The organism is Micromonospora sp. CNZ295, assembly GCF_004217535.1.
On record NZ_SHKZ01000001.1, the window covers coordinates 49029 to 67792 of the forward strand.

13 protein-coding genes are annotated in these 18764 nt (G+C 74.3%); 3 read left to right on the forward strand and 10 right to left on the reverse strand.

Annotated elements, in window-relative coordinates; all coding sequences use genetic code 11:
• Positions 1-39: 39 nt before the first annotated feature.
• Positions 40-1536 (forward strand): SDR family oxidoreductase, encoded by a 1497-nt coding sequence (locus tag EV376_RS00215; protein ID WP_130320148.1) that lies wholly within the window; start codon positions 40-42, stop codon positions 1534-1536.
• Here the strand turns inward: EV376_RS00215 and EV376_RS00220 are convergent.
• The 4 genes from EV376_RS00220 to prmC form a co-directional block, all read right to left on the reverse strand.
• Positions 1511-3619 (reverse strand): transglycosylase domain-containing protein, encoded by a 2109-nt coding sequence (locus EV376_RS00220; protein WP_130320149.1) that lies wholly within the window; start codon positions 3617-3619, stop codon positions 1511-1513. The genes EV376_RS00215 and EV376_RS00220 overlap by 26 nt on opposite strands.
• A 112-nt stretch (positions 3620-3731) precedes the next feature.
• The gene (locus EV376_RS00225; RefSeq protein ID WP_130320150.1) at positions 3732-4343 is read right to left on the reverse strand and encodes an arsenate reductase/protein-tyrosine-phosphatase family protein; all 612 of its coding nucleotides are present in this window, start codon (positions 4341-4343) and stop codon (positions 3732-3734) included.
• Positions 4344-4988 (reverse strand): L-threonylcarbamoyladenylate synthase, encoded by a 645-nt coding sequence (locus tag EV376_RS00230; RefSeq protein ID WP_130328466.1) that lies wholly within the window; start codon positions 4986-4988, stop codon positions 4344-4346. It abuts the gene before it with no gap.
• A 148-nt stretch (positions 4989-5136) separates the two neighbouring features.
• Positions 5137-6045: a peptide chain release factor N(5)-glutamine methyltransferase gene (prmC, locus tag EV376_RS00235; RefSeq protein ID WP_130320151.1), complete on the reverse strand. Its 909-nt coding sequence runs from the start codon at positions 6043-6045 to the stop codon at positions 5137-5139.
• A 74-nt stretch (positions 6046-6119) separates the two neighbouring features.
• Here prmC and EV376_RS00240 point away from each other — a divergent pair, with 74 nt between their 5' ends.
• Positions 6120-7670, forward strand: coding sequence for a GGDEF domain-containing protein (locus tag EV376_RS00240; protein ID WP_130320152.1), 1551 nt, complete (start codon positions 6120-6122; stop codon positions 7668-7670).
• Between the two features lie 5 nt (positions 7671-7675).
• On the opposite strand, the gene prfA is transcribed toward EV376_RS00240, so the two are convergent.
• Together prfA and rpmE are read right to left on the reverse strand one after the other, a co-directional pair.
• On the reverse strand, positions 7676-8764 hold the full coding sequence (prfA, locus tag EV376_RS00245; protein WP_130320153.1) for a peptide chain release factor 1: 1089 nt from the start codon (positions 8762-8764) through the stop codon (positions 7676-7678).
• Between the two features lie 92 nt (positions 8765-8856).
• A complete protein-coding gene (gene rpmE, locus EV376_RS00250; RefSeq protein ID WP_109900196.1) occupies positions 8857-9081 on the reverse strand; it encodes a 50S ribosomal protein L31 in 225 nt (74 codons plus the stop codon).
• A 239-nt stretch (positions 9082-9320) separates the two neighbouring features.
• Here rpmE and EV376_RS00255 point away from each other — a divergent pair, with 239 nt between their 5' ends.
• A complete protein-coding gene (locus EV376_RS00255) occupies positions 9321-10217 on the forward strand; it encodes a phosphatase domain-containing protein (protein WP_130320154.1) in 897 nt (298 codons plus the stop codon).
• Between the two features lie 98 nt (positions 10218-10315).
• Here the strand turns inward: EV376_RS00255 and EV376_RS00260 are convergent, their stop codons facing one another.
• From EV376_RS00260 to EV376_RS00275, 4 genes are all read right to left on the reverse strand, one after another.
• Positions 10316-13789 carry a phosphodiester glycosidase family protein gene (locus EV376_RS00260; protein ID WP_130320155.1) on the reverse strand — a complete coding sequence of 1158 codons (3474 nt, stop codon included), beginning with the start codon at positions 13787-13789 and terminating at the stop codon, positions 10316-10318.
• A gap of 301 nt (positions 13790-14090) precedes the next feature.
• Complete coding sequence (gene rho / locus EV376_RS00265; protein ID WP_130320156.1) at positions 14091-16151, reverse strand: transcription termination factor Rho; 2061 nt, start codon at positions 16149-16151, stop codon at positions 14091-14093.
• A 291-nt stretch (positions 16152-16442) separates the two neighbouring features.
• On the reverse strand, positions 16443-17387 hold the full coding sequence (gene thrB / locus EV376_RS00270; protein WP_130320157.1) for a homoserine kinase: 945 nt from the start codon (positions 17385-17387) through the stop codon (positions 16443-16445).
• 96 nt (positions 17388-17483) lie between these two features.
• On the reverse strand, positions 17484-18725 hold the full coding sequence (locus tag EV376_RS00275; RefSeq protein WP_130320158.1) for an MFS transporter: 1242 nt from the start codon (positions 18723-18725) through the stop codon (positions 17484-17486).
• Between the last annotated feature and the right edge of the window lie 39 nt (positions 18726-18764).

Genomic DNA, 18764 nt, shown 5'->3' on the forward strand with positions numbered 1-18764 from the left:
CCACGACGCCAGAGTCTATTGGGCCGCACACTGGAAGCCGTGCGATGCCTGGTCACCGGAGCGACGGGCTACATCGGCGGGCGCCTGGCGCCCCGCCTGCTGGCCGAGGGACACACCGTACGCTGCCTGGTCCGCAGGGCCGGCCGGCTACGTGACGTGCCGTGGGCGTCCCGCACCGAGGTGATCGAGGCCGACCTGCGGAAACCGGAGACGCTGGCGCCCGCACTGGCGGGGATCGACGTCGCCTACTACCTGGTGCACTCGCTCGGTCAGGCCGGGTTCGAGGCCGCCGACCGCGAGGCGGCCACCAACTTCGCCGAGGCGGCCCGCGCCGCCGGCGTACGCCGGATCGTCTACCTCGGCGGGCCGGAGCCGCCGGCGGGCGCGGCGGCCACCTCCGCCCACCTGCGCTCCCGGGCGGAGGTGGGGCGCATCCTGCTGGCCAGCGGCGTGCCCACCGCGGTCCTGCGCGCAGCGGTGATCATCGGGTCGGGCTCGGCCTCGTTCGAGATGCTGCGCTACCTGACCGAGCGGCTGCCGGTCATGGTGACCCCGCGCTGGGTGCGCAACCGGATCCAGCCGATCGCGATCCGCGACGTGCTGCGCTACCTGCTGGGCGCGGTCCACCTCCCGCCGGAGGTCAACCGCTCCTTCGACGTGGCCGGCCCGGACGTGCTCACGTTCCAGGACATGATGCAGCGGTACGCGCGGGTGGCCGGCCTGCGCCGCCGACGCATCGTGCCGGTCCGCGCGCTGAGCCCGGCGCTCTCCTCGTACTGGGTCGGGTTGATCACGCCGGTGCCGAACGCGATCGCCCGGCCGCTGGTGGAGAGCCTGATCCACGAGGCGGTGGCGCACGAGCGCGACCTCGCCGCGTACGTGCCCGACCCGCCGGAGGGGCTGACCGGCTTCGACCGGGCGGTCGAGCTGGCGCTGGCGAACGTCCGCGACGCGCAGGTGGAAACCCGGTGGTCCACCGCCGCCGGCCCGTACGCGCCGGCCGAGCCGCTGCCGAGCGACCCGCGGTGGTCCGGCGGCACGGCCTACACCGACGTCCGGGAGCGGGCCGTGGCCGCGCCCCCGGACGCCCTGTGGCGGGTGATCGAGAGCGTCGGCGGCGAGCACGGTTGGTACTCGTTCCCGCTGGCCTGGTCGGTGCGCGGCTGGCTGGACCGGCTGATCGGCGGGGTGGGCCTGCGCCGGGGCCGGCGCGACCCGCACCACCTCCAGGTCGGCGAGGCGCTGGACTTCTGGCGGGTGGAGGAGATCATCCCCGGCGAGGTGCTGCGGTTACGCGCCGAGATGCGCCTGCCCGGGCGGGCCTGGCTGGAGCTGCGGGCGCTGCCCGGCGACGACGGCGGCAGCCGGTACCACCAGCGCGCCGTCTTCCTGCCGCGGGGCCTGGCCGGCCACGCGTACTGGGGTGTGGTGGCGCCGTTCCACGCGGTGGTCTTCGGCGGGATGGCGCGCAACATCGCGCGGGGCGCGGAGACGGCGGCACCGCCCGGGCCTAGTCGCCCCGCCGGCCGTCGGTGACCTCGAAGGCGACCACCTCGCTCGGCGGCACGAAGTCCAGCACCGGCTGGTCGCGCAGGGCGAAGGACATCAGCTCGGCCACCGCGCCCACCATCCGGCTCTGCACCGTCCGGCCGACCGCGTCCCGCGGGTCGTCCGGGTTGGCGGCGATCGCCGCGACCGCGAGCTGCGGCGTGAAGGCGACGACCGTCTCCGTGCCGTACCCCTCCGAGCTGCCGGTCTTGCCGGCCACCGGGCGACCGAGCTGCCGGCGCAGGTCCTCCGCGGTGCCGCCGTCGCATTCCCGGTACATCGACTGGTCGCCGACCGAGCAGCGCGCGGCGTCCGCCGCCGCCCGGGCCACGTCGCGGTCCACCACCTGCCGGCAGTCCGGCTGGGCGGCGTCGACCGGCCGCCCCGCCGCGTCGGTGATCTTCACGACCGGCAGCGGTGCGCACCAGGTCCCCTCGGCCGCCACCGTGGCGTACGCGTTTGCCACGTCGAGCGGGGTGGTCGCCGACACGCCAAGCGTGAACGGTCCCCACTCGCGGGCGCCGTGGCGGGCCAGCCGCGCGTCGTCCTCGGCCCGGAACACGACGCCCAGCCGCTCGGCCATCTCCACCACCCGGTCCGCGCCGACGCGCTCGGTCAGCCAGGCGAAGTACGTGTTGACCGACACGCCGAACGCGGTCCACATGGTGTGCTCGCCGGCCATCGACGAGTTGGCGTTGCGCGGGCACCAGTACCCGTCGCAGCTCGCCGGGCCGGAGGCCGGATAGTCGGTCCGGATGCGGTCGGGCGCGTCGAACTCGGTGGCCAGCGGCAGGCCCGACTCCAGCGCGGCCAGCATGGTGAACAGTTTGAACGTGCTGCCGGCCTGGTAACCCTGGATCGCACCGCCGCCGGCCACCAGCTGGTTCACCGTGTTCGGACGGTTCTTCCACCCCGCCGGGTTGGCCTCCACGCTGTAGTTCCGGTTCACCGCCATGGCCAGCACCCGGCCGGTGCCGGGCTGGACCACCGCGGTCGGCAGCGCGTACCGGGCATCCGCCGGGTAGATGCCCCGGGCCTGCTCGGTGGCGGCCCGCTGCACCCCCGGGTCCAGCGACGCCACGATCGAGTAGCCGCCCCGGCGCAGCGCGAGCTGCCGCTCGTCGACGGTCTTCCCGAACGCCTCCTGCGCGTTCCACCAGCGGGTGAACCAGTCGCAGAAGAAGCCCCAGTCGTTGTGCGCCGCCGGCACCGCCGTGCAGTCGTTCGGCGTCTCGCTGGGGTGCAGCGTGAGCGGCTCGACGTTGGCCCGCGCCGCCTCGGCGGGCGGCACCTGCCCGGTCTCGACCAGCTGGGTCAGCACGTACGCGCGGCGCTGCACGGCGGCGTCGGCGTCGCCGTTGATCGGGTCGTCGGAGTGCGGCGAGCGGACCAGCCCGGCGAGCAGCGCCGCCTCGGCCAGCGTCAGCTCGGCCGGCGACTTGGAGAAGTAGCGCTTGCTCGCGGCGGCCACCCCGTACGCCCCGGCGCCGAAGTACGCGATGTTGAGGTACCGGGTGAGGATCTCGTCCTTGCTCAGCTCGCGTTCGAGCGCGAGCGCGTACCGCATCTCCTGGACCTTGCGGGTGGTGCTGATCTCCGTGGCCGCGCGGCGCTGGCGCTCGGTGAGCCGCGGGTCGTTGGAGAGCACGTTCCGGACGTACTGCATGGTCAGGGTCGACGCGCCCTGCCGGGTCCCGCCGCTGCTGTTGTTCGTGAACGCGCGGATCACGCCGCGCAGGTCCACGCCGCTGTGCTCGTGGAACCGGGCGTCCTCGGCGGCGACGATCGCCTGGCGCATCACCGGGGCCACCTCGTGCAGCGGCACGTCCACCCGGTCCTCCTGGTAGAAGGACGTGATCAGCGTGGTGCCGTCGCTGGCGTACAGGTTGGACCGCTGGGCGGTCGGCGGCGTCCGCAGCGTGTTCGGCAGCTCCGAGTAGGGCGCGGCGAGCGCCGAGAAGCCGACCCCGAACACCAGCGCGGCCGGCAGGGCCGCGGCGGCGAGCACGAGGCCGGCCAGGACGCCGGCGAGCAGGATGGTCATGGTCTTGTCGAGGTGTGCCCGGGTCATCAGCTCTCCCCGCAGGAGCCGTCAGGACCCACCAAGGATGACCTGAATGTGCCTCTTGTCCGCCTCGTTCCCTGGCGGGTAACCCGGGTGGGTTACGGCAGCAACGCCCGGATCACGGCAGCAGCGCCGCCGCCAGGGGGTGGACGGTCTCCTCGATCTCGTCCGCGACCCGGCTGAAACACTGGTCGCCCCGGCCCCACGGATCGTCGAGGTCGTCCGTCGGCAGCGGGACGGCACCCACCCGGGCGGCGTGGGCCGCCCGGACCAGGGCGACACCGCGCTCGTACACGGCCTCCGGCGTCGACCCTGCCGGCGGCAGGTCGGCCGGGTCCACCGCGGCCAGCAGCCGGCCGAACTCGCCCAGCACGAACGTGCGGGGCGCCGCGTCGGGACGCAGCGCCACCACGTACTCCTGCTGGTCGGCCGTAGCGGTGAGGACGAGATCGGCGGCGTCGATGTGGTCCGAACGCAGCTTGCGGGCGGCGAAGCCCGCGGCGCTGCCGCCCCGCGCCGCGACCTGCCGCGCCGCCGGCGGGTTCATCTCCTCGCCGGCGTGCCAGCCGCCGGTGCCGGCGCTGTGGCTGTGCACCAGGTCGTCCACACCGGCCGGGTCCGACCCGCGCCGCTCCAGCCGCTCCCGGACGGCCAGGACCAGCAGCCGCTCCGCCATCGGCGAACGGCAGATGTTGCCCATGCACACGTGCAGAACGGTGAACGGAGGCACTCAGCCCACCCGGCTCTCGACGATGTCCGGTACCACCTCGCGCAGCCGGTCCAACCCGATCGCGCCCGCCCGGACCAGTTGCGGCACCTCACCGGTGAGGTCCACGATCGTGCTCGGCACCGGGTCGACCGCGGGACCGGCCTCCAGGTACGCGCGCACCGAGTAGGCGAGCTGGTCGCGCGCCGCCTCGGCGGTGGTCGCGGCCGGCTGGCCGGCCTTGTTGGCCGACGCCACCGCCATCGGGCCCGTCTCCCGAAGCACCTCCAGCGCCACCGGATGCAGCGGCATCCGCACGGCGACCGTCCCCGACGTCTCCCCCAGGTCCCAGCGGAGGCTCGGCGAGTGCTCCACCACGATCGTCAGGGCCCCCGGCCAGAACGCCTCCACGAGGTCGCGGGCCGCCCGGGGCAGCGAGAACACCAGGCCGTCGAGGGTGTGCCGGGAACCGATCAGCACCGGCGGCGGCGCCGGCCGGCCGCCCTTGGCGTCGAGCAGGGCCTTGACCGCGTACGGGGTGAACGCGTCCGCCCCGACCCCGTAGACCGTGTCGGTCGGCAGCACGACCAGCTCGCCGTTGCGGACCGCCTCGATGGCGGCCGCGATGCCGCGGTCCCGGTCGGCGGGCGACCGGCAGTCGTAGAGCATCACGAGGAAGCAGTCTGCCACGCCCGGCCACGGTCGGCGTGCGGGCTGCCCAGGCTCGGCGTGGGGGCCGACCTTCCCGGCCGCGATCGAGGGCCGGTTGTCGCCGCTGGAGACCGACCGAGGACATCCGTCCCGGGACCGGCCGGGGTCAGGTGGCTGGAGGTCGGCGGGTCGCGGTCGCGAACCGGGGCCGGCCGGTGAGGTCGGCGTGGTCGGTGATCGAGGCGTACCGGCCGTCCTCGGCGAGCAGCCGGGGCACCACATCGCCGTGCGTGTCGTCGTGCTCGACGCCGAGCACGCCGCCCGGGCGCAGCAGCACCGCGGCCCGCGCCAGCACGGGCCGGATCACCGCCAGCCCGTCGGCGCCGCCGAAGACCGCGCCCGCCGGATCGTGCCGGCCGACCTCCGGGGGGACCGCCACGCCCGCCGGAACGTACGGGGGGTTGCACAGCAGCACGTCCACCCGGCCCGCCAGGTCGGCGAGCAGGTCCGGCCCGGTGACGTCGGCCGCCACCACCGCCACCGGCCGGTCCCCCGCGGCCGCCCGGTCGCTGGCGTTGCGCCGCAACCAGGACAGCGCCTCCGGGGCGCCCTCCACCGCCACCACGCGGGCCGCCGGCACCTCCTGGGCCACCGCGAGGGCGATCGCGCCGGAACCGCTGCACAGGTCGACCACCAGCGGCGACGCCAGCCGTCGTGCCTGCTCGACGCCCCAGCCGGCGAGCAGCTCGGTCTCCGGGCGGGGCACGAAGACACCCGGGCCCACCGCCAGTTCCAGGTGCCGGAACGGCGCGACGCCGGTGATGTGCTGCAGCGGTTCGCGGCCGGCCCGCCGCCGGACCAGGCTGTCGAACCGCTCGCGCTGCGCCGGCGTGAACCCGTCCGCCAGGGCCAGCCGCCCCCGCGGCACCCCCAGCACGGACGCGGCCAGCAGCTCCGCCTCCCCGCGCGCACCCGCGACGCCGGCGTCCGCCAGCAGCCGGGCCGCCCGGGCGATCGCCGGCGCGGGTCGCTCCCGGTTCGTCCCTTCGGACGGGTGTTGCGGCAGGGTACTCACGACATAATCATGAAGCGTCGCGGTGACCGGTCACGAGCCGGTGCGGTCAGGCGCACACCGACGGGAGGTCGCGGGTGGGTTGGCTCGACCGGGTCGGCGACCAGGTCGACGCCCTGACACGGGCACGTGCCCTGCAGGAGTCGAGCCGTTCCGCCGAGGCCTGGACGATCCTCGAACAGGTGCTCGGCACCACCACCGACCGGTACGCGCGGGCCGACGCGCTGGTGCAGCGCCTCTCCGCGGTAATCAACCTGGGCCGCACCGCCGAGTACACCCGGGCCATCGAGGAGGCCACCAACGCCGTCCGGGACCTCGCCGAGCCGTACCTGCACGGGCACCTCAACGCGCTCGCCGCGCTCGCCGCCCACCACCAGGGTGCGCTGGACCGCTGCGTCACCCACCTGGTGCGGGCCGCCCGCGCGCTGGGCGCCGTCGAGGACCCCGACCGGGACACCGCGTGGGGCTGGCACGACCTGGCGATGGCCTACTCGTACCTGAGCTTCCACGGGTACGCCCTGAGCGCCATCGAGCGCGCCCGGCAGCTCGGGATGGCCGCCGGCATCCCGGAGGAGACGTTCGCCGCTCCCGGCATCCGGCTGCGCAACGCCGTCGCCCTGGACCACAACGGCGACAGCGACGGCTGCCTCCGGGTGCTCCGCGACATCGCCGCCGACCTGGAACGGTTCCTCCGCGACGGGCGGGCCGGGCGGCTGCGCCCGAGCAGCCTCGCGGCGTACGGCTACGCCGCCGCCCGCCGGGCGGCGCTGGGCGACCGGTTGGAGGTCGGTACGGACGGCTCCCCGGCCCGGCTGCTCGGCCACGGCGGGGACAGCGCCCGCGCCCGGGACATGCGCCAGCTCGGCGAGATCTGCCTGGCCATCGCGGAGGGCCGGCCGGTCGAGGCGGTCACCCGGCTGGACGGGGTGCGCGTCTCCAGCGAGACGCTCGGCGCGGCCGAGCCGGCCCGGCTGCGCAGCATCGCCCTGGGCCGGGCCGGCGATCACGCCGCGGCGCACCGCGCCGACCGGCTGGCGTTCCGGCTCGCCGCGCAGCGCAACGACCGACTGCGGGACGTCTACATCGACGGGATCGCCGCCCGGATCGACCACGAGGAGATGCGCCGCGAGGCGGCCCGCTACGAGGGTGAGGCGCTGACCGACCCGCTGACCGGGCTGCCCAACCGGCGCCGCCTGGAGCGCTACATCGGCGCCGTCCTGGCCCGGGGCGAGCGGGTGGTGATCGGCGTCTGCGACCTGGACGGGTTCAAGGCCGTGAACACCCGCCACGGGCACCACTCCGGCGACCTGGTCCTGCAGCGCGTCGCCGGTGTGGTCAACCGGGTGATGCGCCGGGGCGACTTCGTGGCCCGCTACGGCGGGGACGAGTTCGTCGTGGTGCTGCCGGGCGCGGGGATGGCCGAGGCGGCCGAGGTGGCCCGGCGGATCGAGTCCGCCGTGCGCACCGAGGACTGGGAGTCCCTCGTCCCCGGCACCCCGGTCGCGGTCAGCATCGGCTTCGCCGAGATGCCCGCCGGCGGTCCGGGCGTGCGGGACGCGCTGAGCGCGGCCTTCGAGGCCGCCGACCGGGAGATGCTGCGGGCGAAGAGCCGTCCCCGCGCCTCCTGAGCGGGTCAGCGGCGCGCCAGCTCCGGGTCGCCGGCGAGGCGGGCCGCCCGGTCGGCCTCGGCGAGCGCGTCCAGCACGCCGTCCAGCTCCCCGGCGAGCGCCAGGTCGAGGTTGTACGCCGTGTAGCCGATCCGGTGGTCGGTGATCCGGTTCTGCGGGAAGTTGTACGTGCGGATCCGCTCCGAGCGGTCCACCGTCCGCACCTGTGCCTTGCGGGCGTCCGAGGCGGCCGCGTCGGCCTGCTCCTGGGCCACCGCCAGCAGCCGCGCCCGCAGGATCCGCAGCGCCTGCTCGCGGTTCTGCAGCTGGGACTTCTCGTTCTGGCAGGAGACCACGATGCCGGTCGGCAGGTGGGTGATCCGGACCGCCGAGTCGGTGGTGTTCACCGACTGGCCGCCCGGGCCGGACGAGCGGAACACGTCGATCCGCAGCTCGTTCGGGTCGATCGTGACGTCGACCTCCTCGGCCTCCGGCAGCACCAGCACGCCGGCCGCGCTGGTGTGGATGCGGCCCTGCGACTCGGTGACCGGGACGCGCTGCACGCGGTGCACGCCGCCCTCCCACTTGAGCCGGGACCACACCCCGTTGCCGCCCTCCGGCACCCCTTTGGTCTTGATCGCCAGCGACACGTCCTTCACCCCGCCCAGGTCGGAGTCCTGCGCGTCGATCACCTCGACGAGCCAGCCGCGCCGCTCGGCGTACCGGCTGTACATCCGGAGCAGGTCACCGGCGAAGAGCGCGGACTCCTCGCCGCCCTCCCCCGCCTTGATCTCCACGATGACGTCCTTGGCGTCGTGCGGGTCGCGCGGGATGAGCAGCTCGGCGAGGCGCTCCTCCAGCACCGGCAGGGTCGCCGCGATGGTCTCCGCCTCGGCGGCGAAAGCCGGGTCCTCGGCGGCCAGCTCCTTCGCCGCCGTCAGGTCCGCGCGGGCCTGCGCCAGCTCGGCGGCGGCCTTGTGCACCGGCACCAGCTCCGCGTACCGGCGGCCGACCCGGCGGGCCGTGTTCTGGTCAGCGTGGATGGACGGATCAGCCAGCCGCTGCTCCAGCTCGGCGTACTCGTCGAGGAGGGCGGCCAGACGCTCGCTGCTCATGGACGGGTGCTCCTTCGACGACGGCGCTGGAGGGGTGAGACGGACGGCGCCCGCGCCCGGTGGGAAACCGGACGCGGGCGCCGATCGCGACGTTACTTGCCCTTCTTGGCCTGAACCTTGGCGTACTTCTGCTGGAACTTCGCCACCCGGCCGGCGGTGTCCAGGACGCGCTGCTTGCCCGTGTAGAACGGGTGGCACGCGCTGCACGTCTCGACGTGGATGGAGCCGCCCTTGGCGGTGCTGCGGGTGGTGAAGGTGTTGCCGCAGGAGCAGGTGACGTCGGTGGTCACGTACTCCGGGTGGATGTTGGGCTTCATGTCGCCTCGGTCCTCTCGTGGATGGTCGCCGGGTCGCCCTCGTCACGGTGCGCGACGATGCGGGCGTGAACCGGAACCGGTGGCCGATTGACCAGTGTGCCACGGGCGTACGCCGAGCCGGCAGCCGGCCCGCACAGCAGGTCCGGCATCGACAACGCACGCCCGTACTCCCGCATTCCCGGCCCGCCGCCGGGCATTCACCTGACCCGGCCGATCCGACGTACGACACGGAGGGACCGATGGCCCGCCTGATCGCCACCCGGGGACTGCCCGCCTCCGGCAAGACCACCTTCGCCCGGACGCTGCAACCGTCCGTGGTCCGGGTCAACCGGGACGACCTGCGCCGGATGCTGCACGGCGAGCGGCTCTTCACGCAGTGGGCCGAGGCACAGGTGACCGTCGTGCAGCGGGCCCAGGTCGAGGCGCTGCTGAAGGCCCGGGCGGACGTCTGCGTGGACGACACCAATCTGCGCTCCCGGACGCTGCGGGACTGGGCCGACCTGGCCGCCCGCTACGGGGCCGAGTTCGAGGTGCACGACTTCACCGACGTGCCGCTCGAGGAGTGCCTGCGCCGTGACGCCGCCCGCCCGGAGGCCGACCGGGTGGGCGAGGCGGCGATCCGGCGGCTGCACGAGCGGTACCTGGAGGGGCGCACGCTGCCGCTGCCCGTGCCGCAGGCCCGGACCGGCCGGGCGGCCACCGTCCACCCGCCGTCGGCCGAGCCCCCGGAGATCGTCCTGGTGGACATCGACGGCACGGTGGCGTTGAACGTCTCGCGCAGCCCGTACGACATGACCCGGGTCAGTGCGGACGCCCCGAACCCGGCGGTGATCGCGGCGGTCCGGGCGATGCACGCCGCCGGGTACGGGGTGGTCTTCTGCTCGGGACGGGACGCCTCCGCCCGGGCCGCCACCGAGGCGTGGCTGGCCCGGCACGTCAGGGTCCCCTACCTGGCGCTGCACCTGCGGGCGGTGGGCGACTCCCGCAAGGACTCGATCGTCAAGCGGGAGATCTACGAGCGGGAGGTCCGGGACCGGTACCGGGTGGTCGGCGTCTTCGACGACCGGATGCAGGTCGTGCGGATGTGGCGCGACCTGGGCCTCACGGTGTTCCAGGTCGCCGAGGGCGATTTCTGAGTCACGCGGAGGCCCGCACCGCTACGGCGCGGGCCTCCGGGTGCGGTGTCGGCCGGGGCCCCTTGTCTCCCCAGGATGCCGACAAGGGACCCCGCCGATCACCTCAGAATGATGGTCGCGGCGGCGGAAGCGGTGTTGACGTCGACCGTCAGGGTCACCGTCGCGCCCGGCCGCAGCGCCGTCAGCCGGCCGGTGGCCGGGTCGAACCAGGCCGCGTGCCAGGGCCGGAGCCCGAGCGGCGAGCCGACGTGCAGGTTGGGCGAGCCGATCCAGTCGGCGCTGACCGGCGCCGCCACCGGCACCGTCCGCACGTCGGCCTGGGTCAGCGTGGCCGTGACCGTCGCCGGTGCGCCGACCGCCACGGTGTCGGGGGCGGCCAGCGTCAGGCCGTCGACGTGCGCGTGGAACTCGGCGGACACCCAGCGGGGGCCGTCGGCGAGTGGGTCCCGGCGGGCCCGGTCGGCCTCGGCCGCCGTGACCGGGTCCACGCCGAACTCGGTCCAGCCGGTGAAGCCGCCCTGGTCGGCCGGGCTGGACGGACCCTTGCCGGCGTTGCCGTTGATCACGTACGGCACGCCGTCGACCCGGTCGGCGTGGAACGTGCCGACGTGCCCGCCGACGAACAGCGCACCCTTGCCGGTGCGGTGCTGGAAGTCGGCCAGCCACTGCTCCAGCAGCGCCGCCTCCTTCCGGTCGCCGAGTTGGCTGGCCTCGGCCGGGCTCGGGTCGCGGGGCGGGTGGTGGTGCAGGACGACCACCGAGCCGACCGCCGGGTCACCGGCCGCCGAGTCGAGCGCCTCGCGGAGCATCCGGACCTGGTCGAAGCCGCCGCCGCGCAGGGTGCCGGTGGACGAGTTGAGGGTGACGAAACGGGTTCCCCGGTGGTCGAAGACCCGCTCGGTGTCACCGAACACCGCCCGGAAGTTGTCGATCGGGGCGCCCATGATCTCGTGGTTGCCGGGGACGTAGTAGTAGGGCAGTTCGTCGCCCAACTCCTCGTCGAACAGCCGCTTGGCGAGCGCGAAGTCCGCCGGGTAGGCGGTGTCCACGAAGTCCCCGTTGACCACCACGAAGTCCGGTCTTGCGGCCTTGACCTCGCGGAGCGTACGGCGGGCCTGGGCGACCAGGTCGCTGTCCGGGTTGGCCGCCACGAACTGCGCGTCGGAGAGCACCGCGAAACGCCACGGCTCACCGTCCACCGTGCCGTCGCGCAGGACCACCCGGTCGGTCCGCGGCTTCTCGGCCGGCAGGTCGACCGCCGGCGGCACCTTGGCCACCAGGTCGTCGATGACCACCTCGCTGCGGTACTGCGCCGCGGCGTCGGTCTCCGCCACGTAGAAGCGGCGGATCCGCACCGGGTACTGCACGCCGGCTGGGACGGTGAACTCGACGTACCGCCAGCCGGTCCAGGTGACGTACGGCCCGCGCAGCACGTGCTGGGTGTCCTGCGCGTCGTGCAGGTGCAGGCTGGGCCACTCCCCGGTGCCGTTGCCGTGGATCCACATGCCGAACGCCTGCGGCTGGCCGGGCACCTCGATCCAGGCGGGCGGATCCGCGTACGCGGCCCTGGTGCCGGTCGACTGGCTGAAGTCGTACGACATCTTCAGGCCGGTGCCGGTGCGGCCCGGCGCGGGCGCGACGGAACCGCTGGCCCGGGCCTGGCTGAACCGCCAGGCGGCCGCGTCGTCGAAGGTGGCCACCGGCACGTCGGTGAGCCCGACGGTGACCGGCAGGACCGTGCTGCTGCGGCCGACGCGGACGGTGACCAGCGCGGAGCCGGTGTCGCGCAGCGCGGTCACCGACAGGTTGCCGTCGTCGGTCGGGGTGATGCGCAGCAGGTCCCGGTCGTATTCGAGCGTGAGGTCGGCGGGCTCGATCGGTGCGGTGTTGCCCTCGGCGTCGTAGCCGACCACGCCGAAGACGCCGCTGCCGCCGGAGCCGTCGAGCCCGACCCGGTCCACGGTGGAGTCGACCCGGTCCAGCGGACCGAGCACCGTGAGGTCGAGCGTGCCGCGCGCGCCGCCGCGCGACGCGGTGACGGTGACCCGACCCGGCGCACCGGCCCGGAACACACCCGTGGCGGACACGACGCCGCGCACGGCCGGGTTGGCCCGCCAGTGCGGGGCACCGGCCGCCGGCCCGTACGTCTCGTCGTACCCGGCGGCGGTGAGCCGGCGGGTCAGCCCGGGAAAGACCCGGTCCGGGCGGCCGCCACGGACCGGCGAGACGCCGGGCGCGCGGGTGGGGTCGCTCGCGGTCTCCAGCCAGTACCCGGTGAGCCGGCCGCTCCCCGTCGGCGCGTACAGGGCCAGGCCGTTGGGGACGGCCCGCTCGACACCGTCGGAGGGGCTGTTCTCCACCTGCACGGCGGCCGCTCCCGGTTCGCGGGCGAGCAGCGTCGACGAGCCGCCGCCATCGAGGTTGAGGGCGTCGTGGGCGCCGAGCTCGGCCATCATCCGGCCCATCTCGGTCTGCGTCACGCCCCGGCTGTCCACCTGCCGGCCGTCGACGGTGAGCATGATCATCCGGCGGCCGTCGGCGGTGAAGCCGACCGCCGTCCGGGGCGCCAGCGTGGCGTCGGCGATGCTCTGCACGACACCGCCACGTACCAGCACGTTGCCGCCGCCGACCGCCGCCTGGAGGCTGCTGCCGTCGGCCGGCTTCGGCCGGTAGGCGACCGTCACCGGGTCGCCGGGGCGCAGCCCGGCGAGGGCGTCGGCGCCGGCCTCGCGGCCGAGCAGGATCGTGGTGCCGGCGGGGATCGGCCCGCTGCCGGGCGTGGTCGCGACACTGGCGACGCGGCCGTCGACCACCACCACCTCGGTGACGCGCGGGGCGCCGGCCACCGGGCGTTCCCGGGTGTACGACCCCCAGAGGGCGGTGAACACGCCGATGCCGCCCGCCTGGACCATGTTGTTGAACTGGGTCAGCGCCACCGGGCCGGTGGGCAGGGTGGCGGTGCCGTCGAAGTGGACCTCGACGACCCGGCCGATCCCCTGGGTGGTGACGCCGACCGCGTTGTGGTGGCCGCTGACCGGGGACTGGACGAGTTGGCCGTGCTGGATGCCGACGCCCTGGGCGGCGCCGGAGTTGTTGATGTCGAAGAAGTCGCCGTTGACGGCGGCGACGGCGCGGGTGCGGTCGGCGGCGGTGCGCAGCGGCTCGGCCCGGCTGACCGCCCCCGAGTTGACGTAGTCGACGGTGACGCCGCCGGAGAGGTCGGCGGTGAGCGCGTCGGCGCGCAGCCAGCCGTCGGCGTCGTACCGGTCGAACGAGGTGAGCTGGAGGCCCGGCGCCACGGGACGCGTCGTCTTCGTGGTCTCCAGGCCACCGGCCGGCTCGACGCCGGTCCCGACCGGGGCTTCCGAGGTCGCGGCGGCGGGATCGCCGGCCAGCGTGACGGAGGCGGCGGCGTGCGAGGAGGCGAGCGGGGCGTCCTCGGCGGCGGTAGCGAACCGGGGTACGGCGTGCGCGGAGGCGGCCGCGGCGGTGACCGGAACCGCACCGGCGGCGAGCAGCGGCGTCAACAGCAGGGTGCCGACGAGACTGGCGGGTCGTCTGCGGGTACGCATGGACGACAGTCAACCGGCTGCGAATAGAAGTTTCAATACTCGGCCGCTCAAGCGAAGGAAAACTTCGCCGCGGGTGACTCGTCGACGCCGGTGTTCCCCACCGGACCGGCGGGACGCCCGGCGGCACCCACCACGATTCCCCCTTTGCTCTGCTTCAACCCACGCAACAAAACTCGTGTCGCCTTGTTGCGGTGGCTGAAGCAGAGCAAAGGGGGCGAAGCGAGGTTGTCGGCGTGGACGGCAGGACCAACGGCGAGGGGGCGCAGCCAACGGCCGCGCCCCCTCGTCTCGATCTACCGGGTCACTCCCCCGGCGTCGACTTCGCGATCTGCATCAGGAACTCGATGTTGGTACGCGACTGCTTGAGCCGGTCCAGCAGGAGATCCAGCGCGGCCTGCGAGTCCAGCGAGTGCAGCACCTTCCGGAGCTTGTGGACGATGGCCAGCTCCTCCGGCGCGAGCAGGATCTCCTCCTTGCGCGTGCCGGACGGGTGGATGTCGATGGCCGGGAAGGTCCGCTTGTCGGCGATCTTCCGGTCCAGCTTCAGCTCGGCGTTGCCGGTGCCCTTGAACTCCTCGAAGATGACCGTGTCCGCCATCGACCCGGTCTCCACCAGCGCGGTGGCGAGGATGGTCAGGGAGCCGCCGTTCTCGATGTTGCGGGCCGCACCCAGGAACCGCTTCGGCGGGTACAGCGCGGTCGAGTCGATACCACCCGACATGATCCGGCCGCTGGCCGGCGCAGCCAGGTTGTAGGACCGGCCGAGCCGCGTCACCGAGTCGAGCAGCACGACCACGTCGTGGCCCAGCTCGACCAGGCGCTTCGCCCGCTCGATCGCCAGCTCCGCAACGGTGGTGTGGTCCTGCGGCGGCCGGTCGAACGTCGCCGCGATGACCTCGCCCTTCACCGACCGCTGCATGTCGGTGACCTCTTCGGGACGCTCGTCCACCAGCACCACCATCAGGTGGCACTCCGGGTTGTTGTGGGTGATCGCGTTCGCGATCGCCTGCAGCACCATCGTCTTGCCGGCCTTCGGCGGCGACACGATGAGCGCCCGCTGGCCCTTGCCGATCGGCATGACCAGGTCGATCACCCGGGTGGTGAGGATGTGCGGCTCGGTCTCCAGCCGCAGTCGCTCCTGCGGGTAGAGCGGGGTCAGCTTGTAGAACTCCGGCCGGCGCTTCGCCTCCTCCGGCTCCATCCCGTTGATGGTGTCCAGCCGGACCAGCGGGTTGTACTTGTCCCGCCGCTGCTCCCCGTCCCGGGCCGCGCGCACCGCACCGGTGATCGCGTCACCTCGGCGCAGGCCGTACTTCTTGATCTGGGACATGGAGACGTAGACGTCGTTCGGGCCGGCCAGGTAGCCGGTGGTCCGCACGAAGGCGTAGTTGTCGAGCACGTCGATGATGCCGGCCACCGGGACGAGCACGTCGTCCTCGCCGACCTGCGGCTCACGACCGCCGTCGCCGCCCTCGGACCGCTCACCACGGCCACGACGGCGGTCCCGGAAGCGGCTGCGCCGGCCGCGCCGGCCGCCGCCCTCACCGTCCTCCTCGCCGTCGTTGTCACGCTCGGCACGCTGGCCGCGGTCGCCGTTACGGTCACCGCGCTCGTTGCGGTCACCGCGCTCGGCCCGCTCGCCGCGCTCACCGCGGTCACCGCGCTCGTTGCGCTCGGCCCGGTCACCGCGCTCGCCGCGCTCGGCCCGGTCACCGCGCTCAGCACGCTCGCCGCGGTCACCGCGCTCGTTGCGCTCCGCCCGGTCACCGCGCTCGCCGCGCTCAGCACGCTCGCCGCGCTCGTTGCGCTCCGCCCGGTCGCCGCGCTCGGCCCGGTCGCCGCGCTCACGGCCGCCGCGCTCAGCGCGCTCGCCGGTCTCGGCTTCCTCGGGCCTCGTCTCGACCCGTGCCTCGCCGGTCTCGGCGCCACGGGCCTCGCCGCCGCGGGCCTCCCCCGCTCCACGGCCACGGCGGCTCCGGGTCCGCCCGGTGGTCTCGGTCGCAGCCGGCTGCTCGGCCGCCTGCTCCGGGCGCCGCTCGGCCTCCGGCCGCTCGCCCGAATCCCGGACCTCCGCGTGTACCTCATCCCGGGCGGGAGCGGCCGCAGCCGCGACCTCGGCCCGCGGTCGAGGGGTCCCGGTGGCGGCCGCGCCGCCCTGGCGCTCGGTGATCGCGCTGATCAGCTCACCCTTGCGCATGCGAGCCGTGCCCGAGATGCCGAGCGACGCGGCCAGGCTCTGGAGCTCCGGCAGCAGCATCGCCGACAGGCCGGTGCCACTACGACGACGGCGGGTCGGGGCAGCGGACGTGGCATCGCTGGCGACGTTGGAAACATCCGACGTCACGTCGGTGGTGTCGCTCAATGGATTCCTTCCCTCGATAGGCCGGGACTGCCCGGGGTCGAAACGCAGGTGGCCGGGCGGCCTCGGTGCACCCGCCTCGCGTGACGCGTCGCGGGAGTCTGTGACACAGCAGCCGGTCGCTATCCCGAATCACCGACGTGGTGGACGGGGCTCGCCGTCTGCGGCGACCTGTGGAGACTGCGGTGCGGCGTGGCCTAGGCAGGGGTGACGGGCTGACCGCCGAAAGCTTCGGGGTGCGCCGACCCGCAGGAAGATCGCATGCTTCGCGGCTGTGCTAAGTCTAGAGCGTAATCAACTCTTCCGACCTGCGGCAACAGGGTCCCGCTCCGCGTGTCCCAGTCTACCCCGCCCGACCCGGGCGCCGTGTGCCTCTACCGGCAACGACCAGACCTGCCATTCTGTTCCCGGATCCAGGTCCGCGGGCGGCTCGCTCAGCGCCAGCACGGTCGGGCCCGCCCCGCTGACCACAGCCGCCACATCCGCCGCACGCAACGCAGCGACCAGCGCCGCGGTCGCGGGCATGCCCTCGGCGCGGTAGTCCTGGTGCAGCCGGTCGACCGTGGCGGGAAGCAGCAGCGCCGGCGCCGCGGTGAGCGCGTGGACCAGCAGGGCCGCCCGACCCGCCGTCAGCGCCGCGTCCCGGTGCGGCACGGCGGCTGGGAGCGCGGCCCGCGCCGCCGCGGTCAGGCCGCGTTCGGCCGGCACGAAGACGGTCGGCCGGACACCGTCGGCGACCGGCAGGGACACCGCCCGCGCGCCGCCGGGCTCGGTCCACGCGACCGTGAACCCGCCGAGCAGGCACGGGGCGATGTTGTCCGGATGGCCCTCGATGCGGGCGGCGAGCCGGAGCACCGCCGCGTCGTCCATCCGCCGCTCCCCGTCGACGACGAGGGCCCGGGCCAGCAGCACGCCCGCGACGATGGCCGCCGACGACGAACCGAGGCCGCGCGCCTGGGGTATGCGGTTGACGCACTCCACGGCCAGGCCCGGTGGCTGCGCACCCAGCTCGTCGAAGGCCGCGCGCATCGCGCGCACCACCAGGTGCCGCTCGTCACCGGGTAGGTCGCCCGCCCCTTCGCCGGTGACGCTCACCGTGACGCCCCCCGGGGTGACCTCGGCGGCGACGTCGTCGTGCAGGCCCAGCGCGAGCCCCAGGGCGTCGAAGCCCGGCCCGAGGTTGGCGCTGGTCGCGGGAACCCGCACCCGGGCCGGGTCGGGCGTGAAGTTCATCGGCACGCGCTCATGCTAGGGCCACCCGCCGACCATCCGGATCTCTGCCCGCACCCTGGGACCGGCGGCGGTACGCGCCGGCGGGCGCCGCTGTCGGGCGGCTCAGTGGGCGACCGACTCCGGCTCGGGCACCGGGTCGGTCAGCGAGAGCCGGCGGGTCGCGATCCGCCAGCCGACCGCGTAGACCAGGGTGACCAGGCCGCAGCCGGCCAGCACCACCCGCTCGTCGACGACGTCCACGACGGAGGCCACCACCAGCTGGCTCACCGAGATGGCCAGCGTCGCCAGCATCATGTCGGTGGCGAACACCCGCCCCCGCAACCGGTCCGGGACCTCGCCCTGGAGGGCGAAGTTCGACATCACCCAGTTGCTGCCGCCGGCGAAGTGGGCCACGAAGACCAGTGCGAGGACCAGCGGGAACCAGGCGACCACGGAGGTGCCGAGGTAGGCCAGCCCGTACAGCGACATCGACAGGGCCAGGCCCGGGAGCAACCAGGCACGATTGCCCAGCACCCGCCGCATCAGGATCGGGCCGACCAGCGCTCCCGCGCCACGGACCGCGAAGAGCAGCCCGGCACCGATCGGGCCCGCACCGTAGACGCCCGCGAGCAGCGGGAACACGGTCAGCACGCCGTTGCCGAGCCCGACCGCCGACTTCACCGTCACCAGCGCCAGCACCCGGGGCCGGTGCCCGATGTAGCCCAGCGCCTCCCGGACGGCGGCCCAGGTCTGCTGCGCCGGCCGGTCCCGGTCCCGCGGGGCCTGCAACGGCCGGCGGATCAGCCCCGCCACGACCGCCGCCAGGACCAGGGCGCCACCGGCCACCCAGAAGCAGACGTACGGGCCGGCCGCGCTGCTCAGCACCCCACCCAGGGACGCGCCGACGATCGTCATCGTGCCCCACGCCGAGCCGGCTACCGCGTTGCCGGCGGCCAGCTCGTCCGGGTCGAGCACGTTCGGCAGGGCCGCCTGGGCCGCGGGCGAGTAGAACGCCTTGGCGACCGCCACCACGCCGATGGCGACCATCGCGAGCCAGGCGGTGCCGGCACTGCGTACGCCCAACAGCAGCAGCACGCCGGCCAGGGCGGCGACGTTGGAGCCAATCATGATCTTGCGCCGGTCGAACCGGTCGGCCACCGTCCCGGTGTACGGCAGCAACAGCGCCACGATGCCGGTGTCGACGGCGAGAACCAGCGCACCCCACACTCCGCTGCCGGTCAGCGACGGCAGGAGCACCAGCAGCGGCACCATGACGAACCAGTCGGCACCGAAGACCACCAGCTCGGCCAGGAAGAGGTTGCGGAAGTTCCGGTTGCGGCGCAGGACCGAGAGGATGGACGGCACCACCGAACCCTATCCACGCCGGTGCCGCCCCTTCCGTCG